The organism is Aeromicrobium sp. 9AM (genome assembly GCF_902506105.1).
Classification (GTDB): domain Bacteria; phylum Actinomycetota; class Actinomycetes; order Propionibacteriales; family Nocardioidaceae; genus Aeromicrobium.
Genome location: NZ_LR733303.1, coordinates 742,277 through 763,556 on the forward strand (window position 1 = coordinate 742,277; position 21,280 = coordinate 763,556).

The 21,280-nt window shown below is 69.1% G+C and carries 19 protein-coding genes; 14 read left to right on the top strand and 5 right to left on the bottom strand.

Annotated elements, in window-relative coordinates; all coding sequences use genetic code 11:
- Positions 1-5 precede the first annotated feature (5 nt).
- Genes gatC through gatB form a run of 3 tightly spaced genes read left to right on the top strand, consistent with a single transcriptional unit; the run spans position 6 to position 3,318 of the window.
- A complete protein-coding gene (gene gatC, locus BOSE46_RS03715; protein WP_159538371.1) occupies positions 6-314 on the top strand; it encodes an Asp-tRNA(Asn)/Glu-tRNA(Gln) amidotransferase subunit GatC in 309 nt (102 codons plus the stop codon).
- Entirely contained in the window at positions 314-1,825 is a 1,512-nt protein-coding gene (gene gatA, locus BOSE46_RS03720) for an Asp-tRNA(Asn)/Glu-tRNA(Gln) amidotransferase subunit GatA (protein ID WP_159538373.1), read from the top strand. The genes gatC and gatA overlap by 1 nt, the downstream gene beginning before the upstream one ends.
- Positions 1,822-3,318 carry an Asp-tRNA(Asn)/Glu-tRNA(Gln) amidotransferase subunit GatB gene (gene gatB, locus BOSE46_RS03725; protein ID WP_159538375.1) on the top strand — a complete coding sequence of 499 codons (1,497 nt, stop codon included), beginning with the start codon at positions 1,822-1,824 and terminating at the stop codon, positions 3,316-3,318. Before gatA ends, gatB begins: the two co-directional genes overlap by 4 nt.
- Before the next feature lie 55 nt (positions 3,319-3,373).
- Here gatB and BOSE46_RS03730 read toward each other — a convergent pair whose 3' ends face one another.
- Positions 3,374-4,273, bottom strand: coding sequence for an alpha/beta fold hydrolase (locus BOSE46_RS03730; protein ID WP_159538377.1), 900 nt, complete (start codon positions 4,271-4,273; stop codon positions 3,374-3,376).
- Positions 4,274-4,319: 46 nt separating this feature from the next.
- Positions 4,320-5,171, bottom strand: coding sequence for a RimK family alpha-L-glutamate ligase (locus tag BOSE46_RS03735; RefSeq protein WP_201299510.1), 852 nt, complete (start codon positions 5,169-5,171; stop codon positions 4,320-4,322).
- Between the two features lie 122 nt (positions 5,172-5,293).
- Between BOSE46_RS03735 and BOSE46_RS03740 the strand changes: the two genes are divergently transcribed.
- From BOSE46_RS03740 to BOSE46_RS03755, 4 genes are read left to right on the top strand one after another with little or no spacing between them, the layout of a single operon-like run.
- Positions 5,294-5,866 carry a hypothetical protein gene (locus BOSE46_RS03740; protein ID WP_159538381.1) on the top strand — a complete coding sequence of 191 codons (573 nt, stop codon included), beginning with the start codon at positions 5,294-5,296 and terminating at the stop codon, positions 5,864-5,866.
- Complete coding sequence (locus tag BOSE46_RS03745) at positions 5,863-6,408, top strand: hypothetical protein (RefSeq protein ID WP_159538383.1); 546 nt, start codon at positions 5,863-5,865, stop codon at positions 6,406-6,408. Before BOSE46_RS03740 ends, BOSE46_RS03745 begins: the two co-directional genes overlap by 4 nt.
- A gap of 42 nt (positions 6,409-6,450) precedes the next feature.
- Complete coding sequence (gene ilvD, locus BOSE46_RS03750; RefSeq protein WP_159538385.1) at positions 6,451-8,136, top strand: dihydroxy-acid dehydratase; 1,686 nt, start codon at positions 6,451-6,453, stop codon at positions 8,134-8,136.
- A 5-nt stretch (positions 8,137-8,141) separates the two neighbouring features.
- Positions 8,142-9,374: an endonuclease/exonuclease/phosphatase family protein gene (locus BOSE46_RS03755; protein ID WP_159538387.1), complete on the top strand. Its 1,233-nt coding sequence runs from the start codon at positions 8,142-8,144 to the stop codon at positions 9,372-9,374.
- 1 nt (position 9,375) lies between these two features.
- Here the strand turns inward: BOSE46_RS03755 and BOSE46_RS03760 are convergent, their stop codons facing one another.
- A complete protein-coding gene (locus BOSE46_RS03760; protein ID WP_159538389.1) occupies positions 9,376-10,692 on the bottom strand; it encodes an alpha/beta hydrolase in 1,317 nt (438 codons plus the stop codon).
- Positions 10,693-10,854: 162 nt separating this feature from the next.
- On the opposite strand from BOSE46_RS03760, the gene BOSE46_RS21605 reads away from it, so the two are divergent.
- The 3 genes from BOSE46_RS21605 to BOSE46_RS03775 are packed head-to-tail and all read left to right on the top strand — an operon-like array spanning position 10,855 to position 14,307.
- Entirely contained in the window at positions 10,855-12,180 is a 1,326-nt protein-coding gene (locus BOSE46_RS21605; protein ID WP_159538391.1) for a carboxypeptidase regulatory-like domain-containing protein, read from the top strand.
- Positions 12,181-12,223: 43 nt separating this feature from the next.
- Complete coding sequence (locus BOSE46_RS03770) at positions 12,224-13,687, top strand: SDR family oxidoreductase (RefSeq protein ID WP_159538393.1); 1,464 nt, start codon at positions 12,224-12,226, stop codon at positions 13,685-13,687.
- Complete coding sequence (locus BOSE46_RS03775) at positions 13,681-14,307, top strand: maleylpyruvate isomerase N-terminal domain-containing protein (protein WP_159538395.1); 627 nt, start codon at positions 13,681-13,683, stop codon at positions 14,305-14,307. Before BOSE46_RS03770 ends, BOSE46_RS03775 begins: the two co-directional genes overlap by 7 nt.
- 51 nt (positions 14,308-14,358) lie before the next feature.
- Here BOSE46_RS03775 and BOSE46_RS03780 read toward each other — a convergent pair whose 3' ends face one another.
- Positions 14,359-14,664 carry a hypothetical protein gene (locus tag BOSE46_RS03780; protein WP_159538397.1) on the bottom strand — a complete coding sequence of 102 codons (306 nt, stop codon included), beginning with the start codon at positions 14,662-14,664 and terminating at the stop codon, positions 14,359-14,361.
- Between the two features lie 352 nt (positions 14,665-15,016).
- Between BOSE46_RS03780 and BOSE46_RS03785 the strand changes: the two genes are divergently transcribed.
- The 4 genes from BOSE46_RS03785 (at position 15,017) to BOSE46_RS03800 (ending at position 19,754) form a co-directional block, all read left to right on the top strand.
- A complete protein-coding gene (locus BOSE46_RS03785; RefSeq protein WP_236551606.1) occupies positions 15,017-16,783 on the top strand; it encodes an acetolactate synthase large subunit in 1,767 nt (588 codons plus the stop codon).
- Between the two features lies 1 nt (position 16,784).
- Complete coding sequence (gene ilvN, locus BOSE46_RS03790) at positions 16,785-17,315, top strand: acetolactate synthase small subunit (protein ID WP_056207708.1); 531 nt, start codon at positions 16,785-16,787, stop codon at positions 17,313-17,315.
- Between the two features lie 22 nt (positions 17,316-17,337).
- A complete protein-coding gene (gene ilvC, locus BOSE46_RS03795) occupies positions 17,338-18,363 on the top strand; it encodes a ketol-acid reductoisomerase (protein ID WP_159538399.1) in 1,026 nt (341 codons plus the stop codon).
- 143 nt (positions 18,364-18,506) lie between these two features.
- Positions 18,507-19,754, top strand: coding sequence for an esterase-like activity of phytase family protein (locus tag BOSE46_RS03800; RefSeq protein WP_159538401.1), 1,248 nt, complete (start codon positions 18,507-18,509; stop codon positions 19,752-19,754).
- Positions 19,755-19,799: 45 nt separating this feature from the next.
- Here BOSE46_RS03800 and BOSE46_RS03805 read toward each other — a convergent pair whose 3' ends face one another.
- Positions 19,800-21,248, bottom strand: a complete 1,449-nt coding sequence (locus BOSE46_RS03805; protein WP_159538404.1) for a PLP-dependent aminotransferase family protein — start codon at positions 21,246-21,248, stop codon at positions 19,800-19,802.
- Positions 21,249-21,280: the final 32 nt, after the last annotated feature.

Sequence of the window (21,280 nt, forward strand, 5' to 3'; positions counted from 1 at the left end):
TCCGTATGTCTGAGCCCGCCAAGGGTATTTCGCGTGCCGACGTCAGCCATCTGGCCGGCCTCGCCCGCATCGACCTCAGCGAGGCCGAGCTCGACCACTTCGCCGCCGAGCTGCCGGCCATCCTCGAGCACGTCGCGGTCGTCCAGCAGGCGGCCGGCGACGACGTCGAGGCCATGAGCCACCCCGTTCCGGTCAACAACGTCTTCCGCGAGGACGTCGTCGTGCCGTGCCTGACGCCGGAGGAAGCCCTCGCCGGCGCCCCGGCGTCCGACCAGCAGCGCTTCCTGGTCCCCAAGATCCTCGGGGAGGACTGATGACGGATCTCACCAAGCTCAGCGCGGCCGACCTCGCCGGCAAGCTCGCCCGCAAGGAGGTCTCGAGCGTCGAGGCCACCCAGGCCCAGCTTGACCGCATCGCCGCCGTCGACGGTGACGTCCACGCCTTCCTGCACGTCGACGCCGAAGGTGCACTCGCCACCGCGGCCGACATCGACGCGCGCCGGGCCGCGGGCGAGGGCCTGCACGGGCTCGCCGGCGTACCCATTGCGGTCAAGGACATCGTCGCGACCAAAGGCATGCCCACGACCTGCGGCTCCAAGATCCTCGACGGCTGGATCCCGCCCTACGACGCGACGATCACGCAGCGCATCAAGGCTGCCGGCCTGCCGATCCTCGGCAAGACCAACATGGACGAGTTCGCCATGGGCTCCTCGACCGAGCACTCGGCGTACGGACCGACCCGCAACCCGTGGGACCGCGACCGCATCCCCGGTGGCTCCGGAGGCGGCTCGGCGGCTGCCGTCGCCGCGTTCGAGGCAGCACTCGCGATCGGCACCGACACCGGCGGCTCGATCCGCCAGCCCGGCGCACTGACCGGCACGGTCGGCGTCAAGCCGACCTACGGCGGCATCAGCCGCTACGGGCTCGTCGCGCTCGCCAGCAGCCTCGACCAGGCCGGCCCCGTCACGCGTACCGTCCTCGACGCGGCACTGCTGCACGAGCTCATGGGCGGGCACGACCCGATGGACTCGACCAGCATCGACGCACCGGCACCCCTCGTCGTCTCGGCCGCCCGTCGCGCCGACGTCAAGGGCCTCAAGATCGGCATCGTCAAGGAGCTCGGTGGCGAAGGCTTCCAGGCCGGCGTCAGCGCCCGGTTCCACGAGGCCGTCGAGCTGCTGACCTCCGCGGGTGCCGAGGTCGTCGAGGTCTCGCTGCCGAGCCTCGAGTACGCCCTCGCGGCCTACTACCTCGTGATGCCGAGCGAGGCGAGCAGCAACCTCGCCCGCTTCGACGCGATGCGTTACGGCGTACGCGTGCCGCCCGCCGGTGCTGACGACCCCAGCGCGGAGCAGGTCATGGCCTCGAGCCGTGACGCCGGCTTCGGTGATGAGGTCAAGCGCCGCATCATCGTCGGCACGTACGCGTTGTCGAGCGGCTACTACGACGCCTACTACGGCTCGGCGCAGAAGGTCCGTACGCTCCTCGCGCGCGACTTCGCGTCGGCGTTCGAGCAGGTCGACGTGCTGGTCTCGCCGACCTCGCCGACGACGGCGTGGCCGCTGGGCGCCAAGCTCGACGACCCGCTGTCGATGTACCTGCAGGACGTCGCCACGATCCCGGCCAACCTCGCCGGCATCCCCGGCATCTCGTTGCCGGTCGGGCTCGCGGAGGAGGACGGCCTACCGGTCGGCCTGCAGTTCCTCGCCCCGCAGCAGGCCGACGACCGGCTCTACAACGCCGGCGCAGCCCTCGAGAAGCTGCTCGAGGACAAGTGGGGCGGCCCGATGCTGGCCCAGGCACCCGACCTGGAGGTAGTGCGATGACGACCGAGACATTGGTTCCCGTAGACGAGGCTCTTGAGAAATACGACCCGGTCATGGGCCTCGAGATCCACATCGAGCTCAACACCGCGACCAAGATGTTCTGCGGCTGCCCGACCGAGTTCGGCGCCGAGCCCAACACGCAGGTCTGCCCGGTGTGCCTCGCGCTGCCTGGTGCGCTGCCGGTCGTCAACGCCAAGGCGATCGAGTCGGCGATCCGCATCGGCCTCGCGCTCAACTGCGAGATCGCCGAGTGGTGCCGGTTCGCGCGCAAGAACTACTTCTATCCCGACATGCCCAAGAACTTCCAGACGTCGCAGTACGACGAGCCGATCGCGTTCAACGGGCACGTCGACGTCGAGGTCGACGGCGAGACGTACCGGATCGACATCGAGCGCGCGCACATGGAGGAGGACACCGGCAAGTCGCTGCACGTGGGCGGCTCGACGGGCCGCATCCACGGCGCCGACTTCTCGCTGGTCGACTACAACCGCGCCGGCATCCCGCTGATCGAGATCGTGACCCGCACGATCGAGGTGCCGGGTGACAAGGCTGCCGCGGTCGCCCGCGCGTACGTCTCGTACGTCCGCGACCTGATCGGCGGCCTGGGCGTCTCGGACGTACGGATGGACCAGGGCTCGCTCCGCGCCGACGTCAACCTCTCGCTCAAGCCCAAGGGCTCGACGACGCTGGGCACGCGCTCGGAGACCAAGAACGTCAACTCGTTCCGCTCGGTCGAGCGCGCGGTCCGCTACGAGATCTCGCGGCACGCGGGCATCCTCGACGAGGGTGGCTCGGTGCTGCAGGAGACCCGGCACTTCCACGAGGACACCGGCACGACGTCGTCCGGTCGGGAGAAGTCCGACGCCGACGACTACCGCTACTTCCCCGAGCCGGACCTCGCGCCGGTCTCGCCGTCGCGCGAGTGGGTCGAGGAGCTCCGGGCCACGCTGCCCGAGCCGCCGGCCGTACGTCGTTCGCGCCTGCAGGCCGACTGGGGCTTCAGCGACCTCGACATGCGCGACACGATCGGCGCGGGTGCGCTCGACCTGATCGTTGCCACGGTGGAGGCGGGCACGACGCCGCAGGCCGCCAAGAAGTGGTGGCTCGGCGAGATGGCTCGACGCGCCAACGTGACCGGATCTGATCTCGACGCTCTCGGCATCACGCCGACGCAGGTCGCGGAGATCCAGGCGCTCATCGACTCCGGTCGGATCAACGACAAGCTCGCGCGATCGGTGTTCGACGGCGTCATTGCCGGCGAGGGCACTCCCGAGGAGGTCATCGTCGGCCGCAAGCTCGAGGTCGTCTCCGACGACGGTGCACTCGGCGCGGCAGTCGATCGTGCGATCGAAGCCGATCCCGACGCGGCGGAAAAGATCCGCGGCGGCAACCTCGGCGTCGCCGGCGCGCTGATCGGTGCCGTCATGAAGGAGATGCGCGGTCAGGCCGACGCCGGCCGCGTACGCGAGCTGATCCTCGAAAAGCTGACCTGACCTCCGCGATTCGTTGACTTACAGGCGCTTCCCGCGCGCGGTAGCGCCTTCACGTTCACGAATCGCGGCGGATGGCGGTGCGGGCGATCAGGTCCTTGAGCTCCTCGAGCACGACGTCGGGGTACTCGATCGGGATGAAGTGCGTCGCGCTGAGTTCGCGATAGCGGGACCCGGCGACCCGCTCCGAGGCCGAGAGCATGTCGCGGGCGCCGGTCAGCATGTCCCACTTGCCGGCGATGAACGTCACCGGCACGGCGATGTTCGACAGCGACACGCGCTGATGCTCCGACACCCCGAGGGCGAGCTTGGCGTACCAGGACGGATGGGTCGTGCAGAACTCCTGCATCAGCGTGCGGAGCTCGGCGGTGTCGGCTGCCGGGTTGATCAGCCGGGTCATGCGCAGCATGTTGGCCGTCGCGTTGGTCCACGGGATCCGCCGCGTGAGTGGCGCCAGGGCCCGTCCCGACACCGATGCCGTACGCGCGAGGCCGACCATGAGCTGCTTCGACACGACCGGCGGCATCCGCAGGGGAGCGAGCATCGTCGCGAACGTGTTGCCCGGCACGCCGGCGACGGCAAGGATGCCGGTGACGCGCTCGGGGTGGCGGCCGGCCAGCTCGAACGCCACCGTGACGCCGGCCGACCAGGCGGCGACGACTGCCGACTCTATGCCGGCGGCGTCCATCACGGCGAGGGCATCCTCGACGAAGGCGTCGAGGTCGACCCGGCCGTCTGCAGGTCGGTCCGAGCCACCGACACCGCGGTGGTTCCACGACACGACGTGGACGCCGCAGTCGGGTCGCAGGAGTGATGGCCAGGCGTGCGGGTTGGTGCCCAGCCCGTTCGAGAGGAAGACCGTTGGTCCTTCGGCGTCGTTCGTCCAGGCCCTGAGGCGAGTGCCGTCGGCGCTCTCGACGTCGTAGTAGCGGACGAAGGCGGCCGCGGATGGTTTCACAAGCGCTGATTGTCCATGGCGCCGACCACCGGCCGCAACGGAATGGCTAGATCCTGGCCGCAATGGCGTCGAGGAGCCGGTCGGCGCCGCCGCCGGACTGCGGCAGGAACAGGCTCGGCTCGGCGAGCTCCAGCTCGATCAGCACGGGCGCGCCGTCATCGGCCGTGACGAGGTCGACCCGGGCGTACAGCAGGGGCTCGGTGAACCCGAGGATGTCGCGAGCTGCGGCGAGCGCGGCCGTGGAGACCTCGAGCTGGGCATCGCTCGGCGTGCGCGGGTCGATGGACTCGCGGCTGTCGCGGTCCTGGCGCACCCCTTCGCCCCGGTGCAGGAGCTGGCCCTTGCGGATGGCGTGCGAGAACTCCCCGCCGAGGAACAGCATCGCGGTCTCGCCCTCGTCGTCGACCGACGAGATGTAGGGCTGCGTCATCGATGTGCGCCCGGCGGCGACGAGCTCCGCGCTGTGGGCGTAGACGTCGTCGGGCGAGCCCCACCGCGCCGTGTCGCGGGATCCGGCCGAGATCGTGGGCTTGACGACCCATTCGGTGTGATCGCCGAGGTCGTCCCCGGGTGCGACGTCCCAGCGTGTCTCGATGATCGGCACGCCTGCAGCCTCGATCTGGCGCAGGTAGACCTTGTCGGTGTTCCAGGCCAGCACCTCGTGGCTGTTGTGGAGCCGGGGGACCGACGCAGCCCACGCGAGGAACTCCTCGCGTCGCGTGAAGTAGTCCCAGCACGACCGGACGACGACGGCGTCGTACGCGCTCCAGTCGACGGCGGGATCATCCCAGACGGTGATCTCCGCATCGATGCCGCGGCGGCCGGCGGCGTCGAGCAGCAGCGGCAGGTCGGGGTCGAGCTCGATGGCCCAGGACGTGCTGACGAAGGCGATGCTCACCGTCTCATCGTGCCATTGGCGACGCTCACCCTGCATCAATGTTTCAGGATTGATATGGCCAAAACAACGACTGAGCATTGATTCATTGGAATCAATGCCCAAGGGTTGATAGTATGGGCGGCATGTACTACGTCATGACGATCGACCAGCGACGGAGCCAGGCAGGCCCGGACGCCGTCCCGGCCGCGGAGGAGCTCCTCGCCGGCAGTGCGCCGGTCCGCGCCTTCGAACGTACGGCCGGCGACGAGATCCAGGGCCTGCTCGACGACCCGGGCGGGGTCGTCGACCTGACCCTGGCGCTGGCCCGCACGCGGACCTGGTCGATCGGGATAGGCATCGGCGACGTCGAGACGCCGTTGGCCGACTCGGTTCGTGCCAACCGTGGAGAAGCCTTCGTGGCGGCCCGCCGAGCCGTCGAGCGAGCCAAGTCCTCGCCCGTACGGACGGCCGTCGAAGGCCACGCCGCTGAGCACGCCGAGACCGCACTCGTCCTGCTCCTGACGATCGTCGAACGGCGGAGTGAAGCCGGCTGGGAGGCCGTCGACGCGATGACGACGTCCGCGACGCAGGCCGAGGCCGCCGCCAAGGTCGGCATCTCACCACAGGCGATGAATCGTCGGCTGCGCGTGGCAGGGTATGTCGAGGAGCAGCGGGGAAAGGCCCTCGCCGTCCATCTGCTCGGGGAGCTGTCGTGATTCTCTACGTCCTGGTGATTGCCGCCTGGCTGCCGGTCGCCGTCGGCTCGACGGGACGGGCCCGCGCGTGGTGCGCACTGGCAGCCGGGCTGCTGCTGGCCGCGGCAGTCGTCGTTCGGGTCACGGCCGACATCGACGTCGACCCCGGGGTCCTGGGGCTCTATGCGGCGATGCTCGCGGTCGCCGGTGGATCCGTCGTGACGACTGCGGTCTTCCACGTGATCGACGAGCAGTCCGACGAGGACGCCGACCAGTCGATGGAGGCGGCCGGCCGGATCCTTCGCGGCGGCACGTGGATCGGTGCGCTCGAACGACTTGCCGTGTTCGGCTCGTTGGCCGTGGGCATGCCGTCAGGAGTCGCCCTCGTGCTCGCGGTCAAGGGCCTCGGCCGCTACCCCGAGCTGCGCAGCGGAGACCGGCCGGCGACGGCCGAGCGCTTCATCATCGGCACCCTGGTCAGCGTGCTCTGGGCGGCGGTGTGCGCCTACGTCGCGACGGGCTTCGCGCCGGCGTGGTTCGCAACCTCGGGTATCGCGGGCTGACCGGCTCGACCGGCTCGTCGTCCTGAGCCGTAATCTTGGGGCATGGCCTCCGAGAACGACATCGACATCAAGCCCCGCAGCCGCACCGTCACCGATGGCCTCGAGGCCACCGCATCGCGCGGCATGCTCCGCGCGGTCGGCATGGGCGACGACGACTGGGCGAAGCCCCAGATCGGCGTGGCGTCCAGCTGGAACGAGATCACGCCGTGCAACCTGTCCCTCGACCGGCTCGCCAAGGCCGTCAAGGTGGGCGTGCACGCCGGCGGCGGCTACCCCCTCGAGTTCGGCACGATCTCGGTCTCCGACGGCATCTCGATGGGCCACGAGGGCATGCACTTCTCGCTCGTCAGCCGTGAGGTCATCGCCGACTCGGTCGAGACGGTCATGATGGCCGAGCGCCTCGACGGATCGGTCCTGCTCGCCGGTTGCGACAAGAGCCTGCCGGGCATGCTGATGGCCGCGGCCCGGCTCGACCTGTCGAGCGTCTTCCTCTACGCCGGCTCGATCATGCCGGGCAACGTCGACGGCAAGGACGTCACGATCATCGACGCGTTCGAGGCTGTCGGCGCCTGCATCAAGGGCCTGATCACCCGTGAAGAGGTCGACAAGATCGAGCGTGCGATCTGTCCCGGCGAGGGCGCCTGCGGCGGTATGTTCACGGCCAACACGATGGCGACTGCGGCAGAGGCCCTCGGCATGAGCCTGCCCGGCTCCGCCGCGCCGCCCGCGATCGACAACCGTCGCGACGACTTCGCCCACAAGTCCGGTGAGGCCGTCGTCGAGCTGCTCCGCAAGGGCATCACCGCCCGGCAGATCATGACGAAGGAGGCGTTCGAGAACGCCATCACGGTCGTCATGGCGCTCGGCGGCTCGACCAACGCCGTGCTCCACCTGCTGGCCATCGCCCGCGAGGCCGAGGTCCCGCTGACGCTCGACGACTTCAACCGCATCGGCGACAAGGTCCCGCACCTCGGCGACCTCAAGCCGTTCGGCCGCTACGTCATGAACGACGTCGACAAGGCCGGCGGCACGGCGGTCATCATGAAGGCGCTCCTGGACGCCGGCCTGATGCACGGCGACGTCATGACGGTGACCGGCAGGACGATGGCCGAGAACCTCGCCGGCATCACCGAGAAGCTCGACGGCGACGTCATCCGTACGCTCGACCGCCCCATCCACAAGACCGGCGGCCTCACGATCCTCAAGGGCTCACTCGCACCGGACGGTGCGGTCGTCAAGAGCGCCGGCTTCGACTCCGACGTCTTCCGGGGCACCGCGCGGGTCTTCGACGGCGAGCGCAAGGCGATGGACGCCCTCGAGGACGGCACGATCGTGGCGGGCGACGTCGTCGTCATCCGCTACGAGGGCCCCAAGGGTGGACCCGGCATGCGCGAGATGCTGGCCATCACGGGTGCCATCAAGGGTGCCGGCCTCGGCAAGGACGTCCTGCTGCTGACCGACGGCCGCTTCTCCGGCGGCACGACCGGCCTCTGCGTCGGTCACGTGGCACCCGAGGCCGTCGACGGCGGGCCGATCGCCTTCGTCCGTGACGGCGACCCGATCATCCTCGACATGGCCAACCGGACCCTCGAGCTCGACGTGGACCACGACGAGATCGAGGCTCGCAAGGTCGGCTGGGAGCCGCTCCCGCCGAAGTACACCAAGGGTGTGCTCGCCAAGTACCGCAAGCTGGTCAGCTCGGCCGCAGACGGCGCCGTCTGCAACTAGTCGAGATGACCCGCACGCGGCGCCTCCTGATCCTGATCGGGGCCTGCGTGCTGCTCTGCTCGGTCTCGGCGACGGCTGAGGGCGAGGCCGGGGCGGCGCTCGGCGCAGGGACAGCTGTCGTCGCGGAGGCTGCGCAATCCGACCTCACGATCACCATGCCGTCGTCCGCCAAGGACGGATCGCAGGTCACCGCGCAGGTCTCGTGGCAGCGCACGGCCGATGGTGCTCCGCTCTCGGGACAGGTCGCCCTGGACTTCAGGCGACGGGGCCTCGAGACGTGGCGGACACTGACGTCGGTCGACGTGGTCGACGGAGCGGGGCAGGTCGTGCTCACGCCGCGGGACGACGGCAGCTACCGCGTGCGGTGGGCCGGCAGCCCGGAGATCGCTCCCGTGGAGTCGAGCCCTGCAGTGTTCGACAACCGGCCGGTCGGTGGAGTCGTACTGCGCATCGGCCAGTACAACCTCCCCGGCCCCGACAAGCTCTCGCGCTCGAGCACACGGGCGATCAAGGCGGCACTGTCGATCAAGGCGGCCGACGTCGACGTCGTGACGTTCAACGAGCTCGTGGGCCCGGGCCACAACAGCGCCACCAACCCGCCGTCCAGCTTCGCGCGCACCGTGCTCAGGGCGTTGGGGTCGAAGTGGCGGCTCATCACGCCGACGATGAAGTACAACGAGAACTACATCGCCTATCGCCCCGATCGGGTCGAGCTCATCGTCCAGTACGCCGACCGGGTCGTGCCGGGCATCGGCACGGGTGAGACACGCAGGAAGACCGCTCGCCACGTGACGCCCGTGCTCTTCAAGGACCGCGGCTCGAACCAGCCCGTCCTGGTTGCCGCCACGCACCTGGTCAACAACAACCGCGCAGGCGCCCGCAAGCAGGCCTACGCCGTGGGGAGACACACCGCAGAGCTGTCGAGTGGCTATCCCGTGGTCGTCGGTGGTGACATGAACACCCCCGACCAGCTCGCCGGCCTGACGAGCCAGGGCCTCAAGGACGTGCGCCGTGCGGCCGTGCAGCGCACCAACGCGACGTACTCGACGTACGTGAAGTACTCGAGGACCAGGCCGGTGAAGGACGCGAGCTGGATCATCGACCAGATCTATGCGCCCAAGAGCTGGACCGTCAGCCGCTGGGTGACCGCTCTCGGCGCCAGGAACGGCAGCTTCACCCGGCCACGGGCATCCGACCACCTGCTGGTCTGGTCCACCCTCAAGGGACCGCGCCCGTGACCTAGCCGGCCGGGAGGGCCCGGTCGAAGAAGCCGACGACCCGGCGCTCGTACTCCTCGGGGTGCGTCTGCAGCCCGCGGATGTGCTTGACGTCATCGATCTGCCACACCTCTGCCGACGGGCCGATCCGGTCGGCGTACACCGTCGACATCGTCTCGCGGTTGCCACCGTTGGGTGCCCAGATCACGAGTACGGGTCGCGGTGCAATGCGTGGCGCAAGATCGACCAGGCTGGTCGGCGGTGCGGTGTTGGAGAACAACGCCGTACCGGCGTCCAGCGTCACCATCTGGTGGAACCCTCGCACGAGAGCGAAGCCGTTGAACTCGTGGACCTGCTCGCGCAGTACCCGCGTTCCGGCGCCCTCGGAGACGACGGCCGCGATGTCCTTGTTGCCCGCCGCGGCCTCGAGCATGAGCTCCCCGCCGACCGAGAACCCGATGCCACCGATGCGCCCGGGATCCACGTCTGCGCGCTTCTTGAGGAAGTCGACTGCCGCGTCGATGTCGCGGGCGCCGCCCCAGCCCAGCAGGTTGCCGTCGCCGTCGCTGGCGCCCTCGCCCCGGCGGTCGAACAACAGCACGCCGTAGCCATTCTTCGCCAGCATGCGAGCGTGCGCCTGGGGCCCCTTGCGACCCGGGAACGCGATGACCGCTGCCCCGTTGCGCGATGGGATGTACCAGCCCTTGAGGTGGAGACCGTCGCTCGTCTTCAGCGTGACGTTCTCATGAGCGGTGCCGAGGTGAGGTGTCTGCAGCTCGGCCCGCGAGACATGCGTGACGACGTAGCTGAAGCCGAAGATGGCGACGATCTCCAGCATCACCACCGCCATCAGGGCACCCTTGGCCGTGCGCCGCGCATATCGGCGCTTGCGGCTGTCATCCAAGCGGCGCGAGATCCACAGGGTGACTGCGGACAGGCCCACGAGGACGACACCGGCCGGCGCCGCAAGCACTGCGGTGTAGTCGTCGTTGCGGAGACCCACGTTGCCGAGGTGGCTGATCGGCTCGACCAGACCGACGACGAGTCCGGTGAGGCCGGTGCCGAAGGCGATGAGCGCGCGGTTGCCCGCCCTGACCCGGTCGTACGCCCAGGCGCCGAGGCCGATGAGGCCGAGGGGGACGAGACCGCTCACGAGGTGGTCGAACGGGGACACCCCGGGATTGGGCTGGAGGAAGTTGTCGTCGGCGATGTGCAGCATGACGGCTGCGATGGCGGCGAAGAACACCCAATGGCGTCGCAGGGCGGACACCGGCTGGGCAGGAGTCAAAAGATCAGATTCGCCGTTGACGGCGGGCTCGATGAGTGAAGTCGGGGTCATGTCGTCGACGCTAGGGGCGGGGGACCGCGTCGCGACACCGAGCTGGCCGCACGACGGGTGGGGGTTCCCGCCCGTATGAGGAGGCCAGCACGTCCCCCGCGTCATGGACCGGGCGCCCGCGACTCTCGTAGTGGGGATCATCATTTCTTCTTGGGGGCATCCTTGCGCGCATCACGTCTCGTCACTGCGGTCTTCGCCGCTCTGCTCTCGGGAGGACTGCTGGTCATCCCGCCGGCGAGCGGAGCCGGATCGGCCACCATCTCGGGCCGCATCACGGATGCGTCGGGCAAGCCGCTCGCCGGCATCACCGTCGCGATCTGGGACCGGAGCCGTGACGGCAGCCCGCCCGTCGCCGCCTACCGGGCGACATCGGCAGGCGACGGGACGTACTCGGTCGCCGTCGCGCCTGATGAGTACTTCGTGTGCGCCGGCGGCATCGTCGGCCAGGCGTTCCGCATCGACGAGAACACGGCCCCTGGCCCGATCACGGCTGCGGACCGGCGTCATGTCGGTGAGTGCTCCGGCGGCTCGTACATCCCCCTGGACCTGGATGCCTGGGGCACCCCCTTCACCGTCGCCGCAGGCGCGACGGCGTCAGGCCGGAACCTCGCCCTCGACGACCCGGCGCGGATCAGCGGCACCGTGCGAACGACCGGCGGCGCCCCGCTCGCGGCGGTCAGAGTCACGGCCACGGATGGCCCGCACCTCGAGAACCACGTCTACGACGTCGTCGAGTCCGCCATCACCGACGCTGCCGGGCACTACGTGATCGAGGCGCTGGTCCCCGGTGACCCGTTCTGCGTCGAGTTCAACGCGGCTGGCGATCTGGCGTACTCCTCGACGGTCTGGGGTGGCAGCGGATCGGACTGCGACGAGGGAAGTCCGCACCTGCTCAGCTCGCGACCCGGTCAGGTGCACACCGGCGTGGACGCCACGCTGAAGCGGACGGCCCCGCCTCTCACGAACGTCGGCACCGCCTACTTCGTCGGCACTCCCAAGGTCGGCTACACGCTGGAGGGTCGCCCGGGCACATGGAGCCCGGAGAACCCTGCCGTCACGTACGCCTGGTTCGACGGATCGAGGGCCCTCGGCACCGGTCCGACGTACGTCGTGAAGCCGGCCGAGCTGGGTCACACCATCACCGTCAGTGCGACGGCCTCGGCGCCAGGACGCGCCCCGACCACGGTCGCCTGGACCAAGCCCGACAAAGTTGTCGCCGGGACGTTCTGGATCGCCGGCAACCCCACAATCTCCGGGACGCTCAAGGTCGGCAAGATCCTGACGGCGAGTCCCAAGACGTCGGTCCCGACCGGCGCACGCACCTATCGCTGGCTCCGCAACGGCGTCGCGATCAGTGGAGCGACGAAGTCGACCTACAGGCTGGTCACGGCGGACAAGGGCAAGAAGGTGTCGGTGCGCGTCCACTACTCGCAGACCGCGTACGGCTCGACATCCCGGACGTCGCCCCGGACCGCCACGATCAGGTAGCAGCAGGCTGGCGTTGGCACCGGCGCACTACGATGGGCGGGTCATGAGCGCTGATCCGTCCCACCCCGCCGAGGCCCGGGACAACCCGATCGATCCGGACGAGCTCGCGGTCGCGCTCAAGGTCCTGGCCGCTGCCGAGCGGCTCGCCGAGGACGATGCGGACTACGTCGCCCTGCGGCGCGCCTGCGGCAAGTTCTACAAGAACGTCAAGAAGCACCGCCGCCTCGACAAGCGGGCCCAGGTGGCCGCCGCCGACCAGGCCGTCGTCGCCGCGACGGCGACCGGATCTCCGCGGCGCATCGACGACGAGACCGAGGGTCTGCCGCTCGTCTCGAACGCCGCCGGCGCCACCGCCGGCACCCTGCTCGTCGCCCGTCCCTGCTACATCTGCAAGCAGAAGTACACGATCGTCGACGCCTTCTATCACCAGCTCTGCCCCGACTGCGCCGCGCTCAACCGGTCCAAGCGTGACGCGCGCACGGATCTCACGGGCAAGCGCGCGCTGCTGACCGGCGGCCGGGCCAAGATCGGGATGTACATCGCGCTGCGGCTGCTTCGCGACGGCGCCCACACGACGATCACGACCCGCTTCCCGCACGACGCCGTGCGCCGCTTCACGGCGATGCCCGACAGCGCCGAGTGGATCGACCGGCTCCGCATCGTCGGCATCGACCTGCGTGATCCCGCCCAGGTCGTCGGCCTGGCGGACTCGGTCGCCGAGCAGGGTCCACTCGACATCCTCATCAACAACGCCGCGCAGACCGTACGACGGACACCCGGGGCGTACGCACCGCTGGCGGAGGCAGAGTCCGCGCCGCTGCCCGACGGGCCGCTGCCGGAGCTCCTGACCTTCGGCCACACGAGCGACGCCCACCCGGCCGCGCTGGTCGGGTCGGTGTCCGCGCACCCCGTCCTGGCCGGCGACGCACACACCGCCGAGGAGCTCACGTCGATGGCGCTGAGCGCCGGCTCGGCGGACCTCGAACGCATCGACGCCGGCGGCCTCGTGCCCGACACGGTCGACGTCAACAGCTGGACCCAGCGAGTGCACGAGGTCGATGCGCTCGAGCTCCTCGAGGTCCAGCTCTGCAACACGACCGCGCCGTTCATCCTCGTGAGCCGCCTGCGGCCGTCGATGGCGGCATCGGAGGGCCGGCGTACGTACGTCGTGAACGTCTCGGCGATGGAGGGCCAGTTCAGCCGCCGCTACAAGGGGCCGGGCCATCCGCACACCAACATGGCCAAGGCGGCACTCAACATGCTGACCCGCACCAGCGCGGGGGAGATGCTCGAGCAGGACGGCATCTTGATGACCGCCGTCGACACCGGCTGGATCACCGACGAGCGACCGCACCCGACCAAGGTGCGGCTCGCCGAGGAGGGGTTCAAGGCACCCCTCGACCTGGTCGACGGTGCAGCCCGCGTCTACGACCCGATCATCCGGGGCGAGGCCGGCGAGGACATTCATGGCGTGTTCCTCAAGGACTACGAGCCGTCTCCGTGGTGACCAACGAGGAGATCCTGCGGTCCCAGTGGGCCGCGCTTCGCAGGTGGATCGAGTCCTCCGGCCTGCTGCAGCACGCGCAGGAGCAGAGCGTGCTGGAGGCCTGGAACGTCCACGAGCTCGTCACGCACCTCGGCCGCTCGTTCCTCGACGTGCCACTCCTGGGTCCGGCCCCCGGGGCCGAGCCGCGAACCCTCCGCGAGTTCATCTCCGACTACGGCGCGGCATCACGCGAGATCGCCGACGGGACCAAGCAGCTGGCGCGCTCGTTCTCCGGTGATGTCCTCGCCGGCATCGACAACTGCGCCCGCATCGGCTTCCGGGCGCTCGACGCGCTCCGCACCGACGTCGTCCGCGGTCCGCGCGGCGCCATCACCCGCGATGACTTCATCCTCACCAGGGTGATCGAGCTGGTCGTGCACGGCGACGACCTCGCCCGCTCGGTGCCGGCGATCGAGGCTCCACCGCTGCTCGACGTCTCACGCGCTGCCGTCTCCGGCGCGCTCGTCAAGGCGTACGTCGAGGTCACCGGCCGCGAGCCCGAGATCGGCGACCACCTCGTCTGGATCCGGGCCGCTACAGGCCGCACGCCCTCGGAGGACGAGGCGCTTCCCCTGCTGTGAACGCACGTCGGCCCGGAGAGCACGCTCTCCGGGCCGACGTGGTGCTGGTGGTTACGGCTTGGCGCACTTCTCGACATCGCCGGCGATCGCGTCGCGTGCCTTGTTGTCGGCCTTGGTGGGCTTGAAGTCCTCGTCCTGCTCCTTCAGCGCCTTGACGGCCTTGTCGGACAGCTTGGAGTCGACGATGGCCTCGGCGATGCAGTCGGCCTGCTTCTTGGTGAGCTTCAGCCCGAAGACGTTGTCCTTCTTGGAGAACTCCTTCGACAGGTCGCCCTTGCTCGGGCGGTCGCCGCCGCCTCCGCACGCGCTGAGCGAGAGAGCCGCGACAACGGCTACGGCGGTGAGTGTCTTCTTCATGTAGATGTCCTTTGGGAGCTGCCCGCGTCGATGACGCGGATCGTCAGGGCCAACATCGTGCCAGTCTGCCGACGGCCTGTCAGACGGTGCAGGATTTTGGTGACGCAATGTGACGAGCGCGACTCATCGCTGTGGTCCACATGTTGGTACTTCTCGTCTCACCACTTGACCATCCCACGACCGGGGACGAGACTGAACGCGTGCATGCAGAGATTCTTGTAGTACCCCGCTGACGCGATGGCCTGATCCGGCCCCGCGTCTCCCTCGAATGCCTCACGGCCGAGGGATTTTTTTATGCGAACAGCCGGGTCACCGAACGACATACGATGGACCGAAACCGAAGGACAACATCATGACCGAGCAGCTCACGGGGGCCCAGAGCCTCGTGCGGGCGCTGGAGCACGCCGAGGTGGACACGATCTTCGGCATCCCGGGCGGCGCGATCCTGCCCGCGTACGACCCGCTCTTCGACTCAGAGAAGATCCGGCACATCCTCGTGCGCCACGAGCAGGGTGCCGGCCACGCCGCGCAGGGCTACGCCATGGTCACCGGCAAGGTCGGCGTCTGCATGGCGACCTCCGGCCCGGGCGCGACCAACCTCGTCACGGCGATCGCCGATGCCCACATGGACTCGGTCCCGATCGTCGCGATCACGGGCCAGGTGCCCAGCGGGGCGATCGGCTCGGACGCCTTCCAGGAGGCCGACATCCGCGGCATCACGATGCCGATCACCAAGCACAGCTTCCTCGTGACCGACGCCGACGAGATCCCGCTGGTCATCGCCGAGGCGTTCCACATCGCCAGCACCGGCCGGCCCGGTCCCGTCCTCGTCGACATCGCCAAGGACGCGCTGCAGGCGCAGACCACGTTCACCTGGCCGACCGAGCTCGCCCTGCCCGGCTACCGGCCCACGACGCGTCCTCACGGCAAGCAGGTCCGCGAGGCCGCGCGCCTGATCGCGGCGGCCGAGCGCCCGGTGCTGTACGTCGGCGGCGGCGTGATCAAGGCCGAGGCGGCGGCTGAGCTCAAGGTCCTCGCCGAGATGACCCAGATCCCGGTCGTCACGACGCTCATGGCTCGCGGCGCCTTCCCGGACTCCCACGAGCTGCACCTCGGCATGCCCGGCATGCACGGCACCGTCGCGGCTGTCGCGGCGCTGCAGAAGAGCGACCTGTTGATCTCGCTGGGCGCCCGGTTCGACGACCGGGTCACCGGCCACCTGCCGTCGTTCGCGCCGCTGGCCAAGATCATCCACGCCGACATCGACCCGGCCGAGATCTCCAAGAACCGCACGGCCGACGTCCCGATCGTGGGCGACTGCCGTGAGGTCATCGCCGACCTCATCGCGACCCTGCAGAAGCAGGCGGCCGAGGACGGCGTCGAGGGCGGCTTCGCGGCGTGGAAGGCCCAGATGCTGGGCATCAAGGAGCGCTACCCGGTCGGCTACGACAAGCCCGAGAAGGGTCTCGCCCCGCAGACCGTCATCGAGCGCATCAGCGCGATCGCCGGTCCGGAGGCGACCTACACCGCGGGTGTCGGGCAGCACCAGATGTGGGCCGCGCACTACGTCGACTTCGAGCGCCCGCGCCAGTGGCTCAACTCCGGTGGCGCCGGCACGATGGGTTACGCCCTGCCGGCCGCGATGGGCGCCCAGGTCGGGCTCCCCGGCACCGTTGTCTGGGCGATCGACGGCGACGGCTGCTTCCAGATGACCAACCAGGAGCTCGCGACCTGTGCGATCGAGGGCATCCCGATCAAGGTCGCGGTCATCAACAACTCCTCGCTCGGGATGGTCCGCCAGTGGCAGACCCTGCTCTACGAAGGTCGCTACTCCAACACCGACCTCAACACCGGTCCGGAGTCGATCGGGGCGCGACGCATCCCCGACTTCCTCAAGCTCGCAGAGGCGTACGGCTGTGTCGGCCTCCGCTGCGAGAGCGAGGAGGACCTCGACGCGACGATCGAGAAGGCCATGGCCATCACCGACCGCCCGGTCGTGATCGACTTCGTCGTCGAGCGCGACGCGATGGTGTGGCCGATGGTCCACGCCGGCACGAGCAACGACGCCATCCAGATCGCCCGCGACCTGGCCCCGCAGTGGGACGAGGAGGACCTCTGACATGACTTCACACACCCTTTCGGTTCTCGTGGAAAACACCCCCGGTGTTCTTGCTCGGGTCTCGAGCCTGTTCATGCGCCGCGGCTTCAACATCGACTCGCTCGCGGTGGGTCCGACCGAGATCCCCGAGATCTCACGGATGACGATCGTGGTCAACGTCGACGAGCTGCCGCTCGAGCAGGTCACCAAGCAGCTCAACAAGCTCGTCAACGTCCTCAAGATCGTCGAGCTCGACTCGCACAGCGCAGTTGAGCGCGAGCTCATGCTGATCAAGGTCAAGACCGATGCCCAGACGAGGGGACAGGTGCTGGAGACCGTCCAGCTCTTCAGGGCTAAAGTGGTCGACGTTGCCACCGATGCCGTGACGATCGAGGCGACCGGAGACGCGGGCAAGCTCACCGCGATGCTGAACGTTCTCGAACCATTCGGCATCCGCGAGATCGCCCAGTCGGGGCGCGTGGCCATTGGCCGCGGATCCCGTTCCATCACAGACCGCACCCTTCGTGCCGTTCCCGGCACGCAAGCAGGCTGAACACTTCAAGGAGTACTACCCCGTGGCTGAACTGTTTTACGACGACGACGCAGATCTGAGCATCATCCAGGGCCGCCATGTGGCGGTCATCGGCTACGGCAGCCAGGGACACGCGCATGCGCTCAACCTGCGCGACTCCGGCGTCGACGTACGGGTGGGCCTGCTCGAGGGATCCAAGAGCCGGGCCAAGGCCGAGGAGCAGGGTCTTCGTGTCCTCGGTGTCGCCGAGGCGGTGGAGGAGGCCGACGTCGTCGTCATCCTCACGCCCGACCAGGTCCAGCGTCACGTCTACGCCGAGTCGATCGAGCCCAACCTCGTCGACGGCGACGCGCTGGTCTTCGGCCACGGCTTCAACATCCGCTTCGGCTACATCAAGCCGCCCGCGGGAGTCGACGTCACGCTGGTCGCGCCCAAGGCGCCCGGCCACACGGTGCGCCGTGAGTTCGTCGCCGGCCGTGGCATCCCCGACATCATCGGCGTCGAGCAGGACGCGACCGGCAAGGCGTGGGACCTCGCGCTCTCGTACGCCAAGGCCATCGGCGGCACCCGCGCGGGCGTCATCAAGACGACGTTCACCGAGGAGACCGAGACCGACCTGTTCGGCGAGCAGGCTGTGCTGTGCGGCGGCGTCTCCCACCTGGTCCAGGCCGGCTTCGAGACGCTGACCGAGGCCGGATACCAGCCCGAGATCGCCTACTTCGAGGTGCTCCACGAGCTCAAGCTCATCGTCGACCTGATGTGGGAGGGCGGCATCGCCAAGCAGCGCTGGTCGATCTCCGACACCGCTGAGTACGGCGACTACGTCTCCGGCCCGCGCATCATCGACGCCTCGGTCAAGGAGCGCATGCAGGACGTGCTCAAGGAGATCCAGGACGGCACGTTCGCCTCGCGCTTCATCGCCGACCAGGACGCCGGCGCTCCCGAGTTCCTGGCACTGCGTGAGAAGGAGGCCGGTCACTCGATCGAGGCCACCGGCAAGGTCCTGCGCTCGCACTTCTCGTGGAAGCAGCAGGACGCCGACTACGTCGACGGCCAGGCAGCGCGCTAGCCACAGCTCGAGCGACAGGGGCGTCACCGCATCAGCGGTGACGCCCCTTCGTCGTCCGGTACGCGTGTGGAGTTCAGCCGCTCCTCGCCTGGTGTTCGTCCCGGCGCCGACAGTCGGTCGCCATCGGCGACTTGGCTCGAGGCATGAATCGACTCCAGCACTTGATCACCAACCGCGCGCTTCGCCGTGTCCTCACCGGCGGGGCCGCTGTCGCCCTCGCGGCAGCCGTGGTCTCGCCGGCCGCAGCCTCGGCTCATCGGGGCCACGACCACCCGAGCTCCTACGACGGCCCCCGGCTGCTGGCCCGGGCCCTCCTGTCCGCGGACTACCAGGCGGCCGGCCCGCCGTCGGGCGCCCTGGCGACTCCGGCCAACGGGCGGAAGGGCCCGTTCCCCGGACAGGTGATCCCCGGCTTCTCCGCCGCGATCGACAACGGCGACGGCACCTTCTGGGCGCAGCCGGACAACGGCTTCGGTGCCAAGGGCAACTCGGCCGACTTCCTGCTCCGGCTCTACCTCGTCAAGCCGCAGTGGAAGACCGCCAAGGGCGGTGCCGGCAAGGTCACGGTGCTGCGTCACATCACGCTGTCCGACCCGCGCCACACGATCGACTTCCCGATCGTCAACGAGACCGGCAACGGTCGGCAGCTGACCGGCGACGACTTCGACATCGAGTCGGTCCAGCGCGGCCACGACGGATCGTTCTGGATCGGCGACGAGTTCGGCCCGTTCCTGCTGCACGCGGACTCCCGAGGCCGCCTGCTCTCGGCCGCGGTGCCGTTCCCGCTCGGCATGTCGCCACAGAACCCGCTCCTCGGCGGCACGCAGCCCAACGTCCAGCGCAGTGGCGGATTCGAGGCCATGGCGGCGTCCAAGGACGGTCGCTACCTCTACCCGATCGTCGAGAGCGCTCTGGTCGACGATTCGGACAAGCTCCGCCGCGTCATCTCCGAGTTCGACACGCGTACGGGCCGCTACACGGGGAAGACGTGGAACTATCACGTCGACGTCGAGGCCAACTCCGCCGCTGACGCCCAGATGATCCAACCGGGTGTGCTGCTGGTCCTCGAGCGTGACAACTTCGACGGTGCCGCCGCTGCGACGAAGCGGGTGTACAAGGTCAAGCTCGGCAAGCCCGGCATCAGCCGGCCTCTCGCGAAGTCTCTCTTCGTGGACCTGCTGAAGATCTCCGACCGTCGCGGCATCAGCAACGGCGGCGGTTGGGGCACCGGCGCCCAGTTCTCGTTCGGCTTCCAGTCGGTCGAGACGCTCGTCCCGCTGTCGCACGGCCGCCTGCTCATCGCCAACGACAACAACTACCCGGGCAACTCCGCACGATTCCCCGGCACGCCGGACGACACCGAGATGATCATCATCAATCCCGGAAAGTGATCCCGTGGCCACGCTGGGAGTGGGATGTCCCGCTCCCAGCGTCGGTCAGGCGATGAGCTCGAGGACGTCGGTTCGTTGGCGGCGGGCGTCATGACCGGTGTTGGCGACCACGTCGTCGTACGCCAGGCGCAGCCGCCGGACCGCCTCGGTCAACGTCTCGTGCGACTGCGTGAAAGGCAGCCGGAGGTGGCGTTCGCCGGCCGTTCCGGCGTGACTGAAGAAGCGCGGTCCGGGGGTCAGCAGCAGGCCGTGTCCGCTGGCGGCCGTGGTCAGCCGCGACGACATGCGATCGGGGAGCGTGACCCAGAGGTTGAGGCCACCCGGGGGACAAGGGGCCTTGATGTCAGGCAGCTCGCGGGCGAGCTCCGCGAGCAGGTGGTCGCGGGCCGCCCGCAACCGCGCTCGTCCGGCCGCTGCGGTCTGTCCCCCCTCGGAGAGCAGCTCGGCGAAGACGAGCTGGTCGAACGCCGACGAGCCGATGTCGTCCATCATGCGGGCCTGGATGATCGGCATGATCGCAGCCTTGGGTGCGCGTATCCAGCCGACCCGGAGGCCACCCCAGAACGACTTGGAGGACGACCCGATCAGGAGGGCGCGGGGGCTGTACGTCGCAAAGACCGGCGGGAGCTCGACGCCGTCGAGGTTCATCTCGCGCAGTGACTCGTCCACGACCGGCACAACGTCGTGGCGACGCATCTCGTACGCCCAGGCACCCCGCTCGGCGTCACTCATGACGGCTCCCGTCGGGTTGTGGAAGTCCGGCACGAGGTATGCCGCGCGGTGTGGCGACCCGTCGAGCGAGGCCCGCAGGGCAGTGGGACTCCACGGCCGGTCGTCGATCGGCAGGGGAGTCAACCGGCCGCCTGCCGCCACGAACGACTCGTGGGCGTGCGGATAGCTGAGGCCCTCGACCACGACCCGCTGTCCGGGGCCCAGCAGAGTACGGGCCAGCAGCGAGACCGCGCCCATCGCGCCGGCGGTCACGATGATCTGGTCCGGGTCGGTCGGCAGACCGCCGTCGGTGTAGTGCTGGGCGAGGGCTTCCCGCAGGACGGGCAAGCCGTCGGGCAGGTAGCCCGTCGTCGACAGCAGGCCCGGCAGCTTCTCGGCGGCTGCCTCGAACGCGCGGGCCAGTCCGGGTGGGCCGACCGGAGCCGAGTACGTCAGGGCGATCGTGTCCGCGTCGTCCGGGGTCATGATCACGCTGCTGGCGTTGGAGACGGCCATGGGCAGATGGACGATGCTGCCCGAGCCCTGTCGCGAGACCAGCAGACCCGAGTCGCGCAGCTCGGCGTACGCCCGGCTCGTCGTCGTGCGACTGACCCCCATGGCCGTGGCGAGCTCGCGCTCGGACGGCAGTCGGCTGCCGTCGAGAATCCGGCCGTCGATCGCCAGGAGCCGGATGCGGTCGGCAATCTCGCGATAGGCAGGGCCGGCGAAGTCCTTTGGGCCGAGGAGGGTGGCAAGCGTTGCAGCGGCAAGTGAAGTTGTCACAAGGCCACTGTTTCACAATTGGCTATGTATTT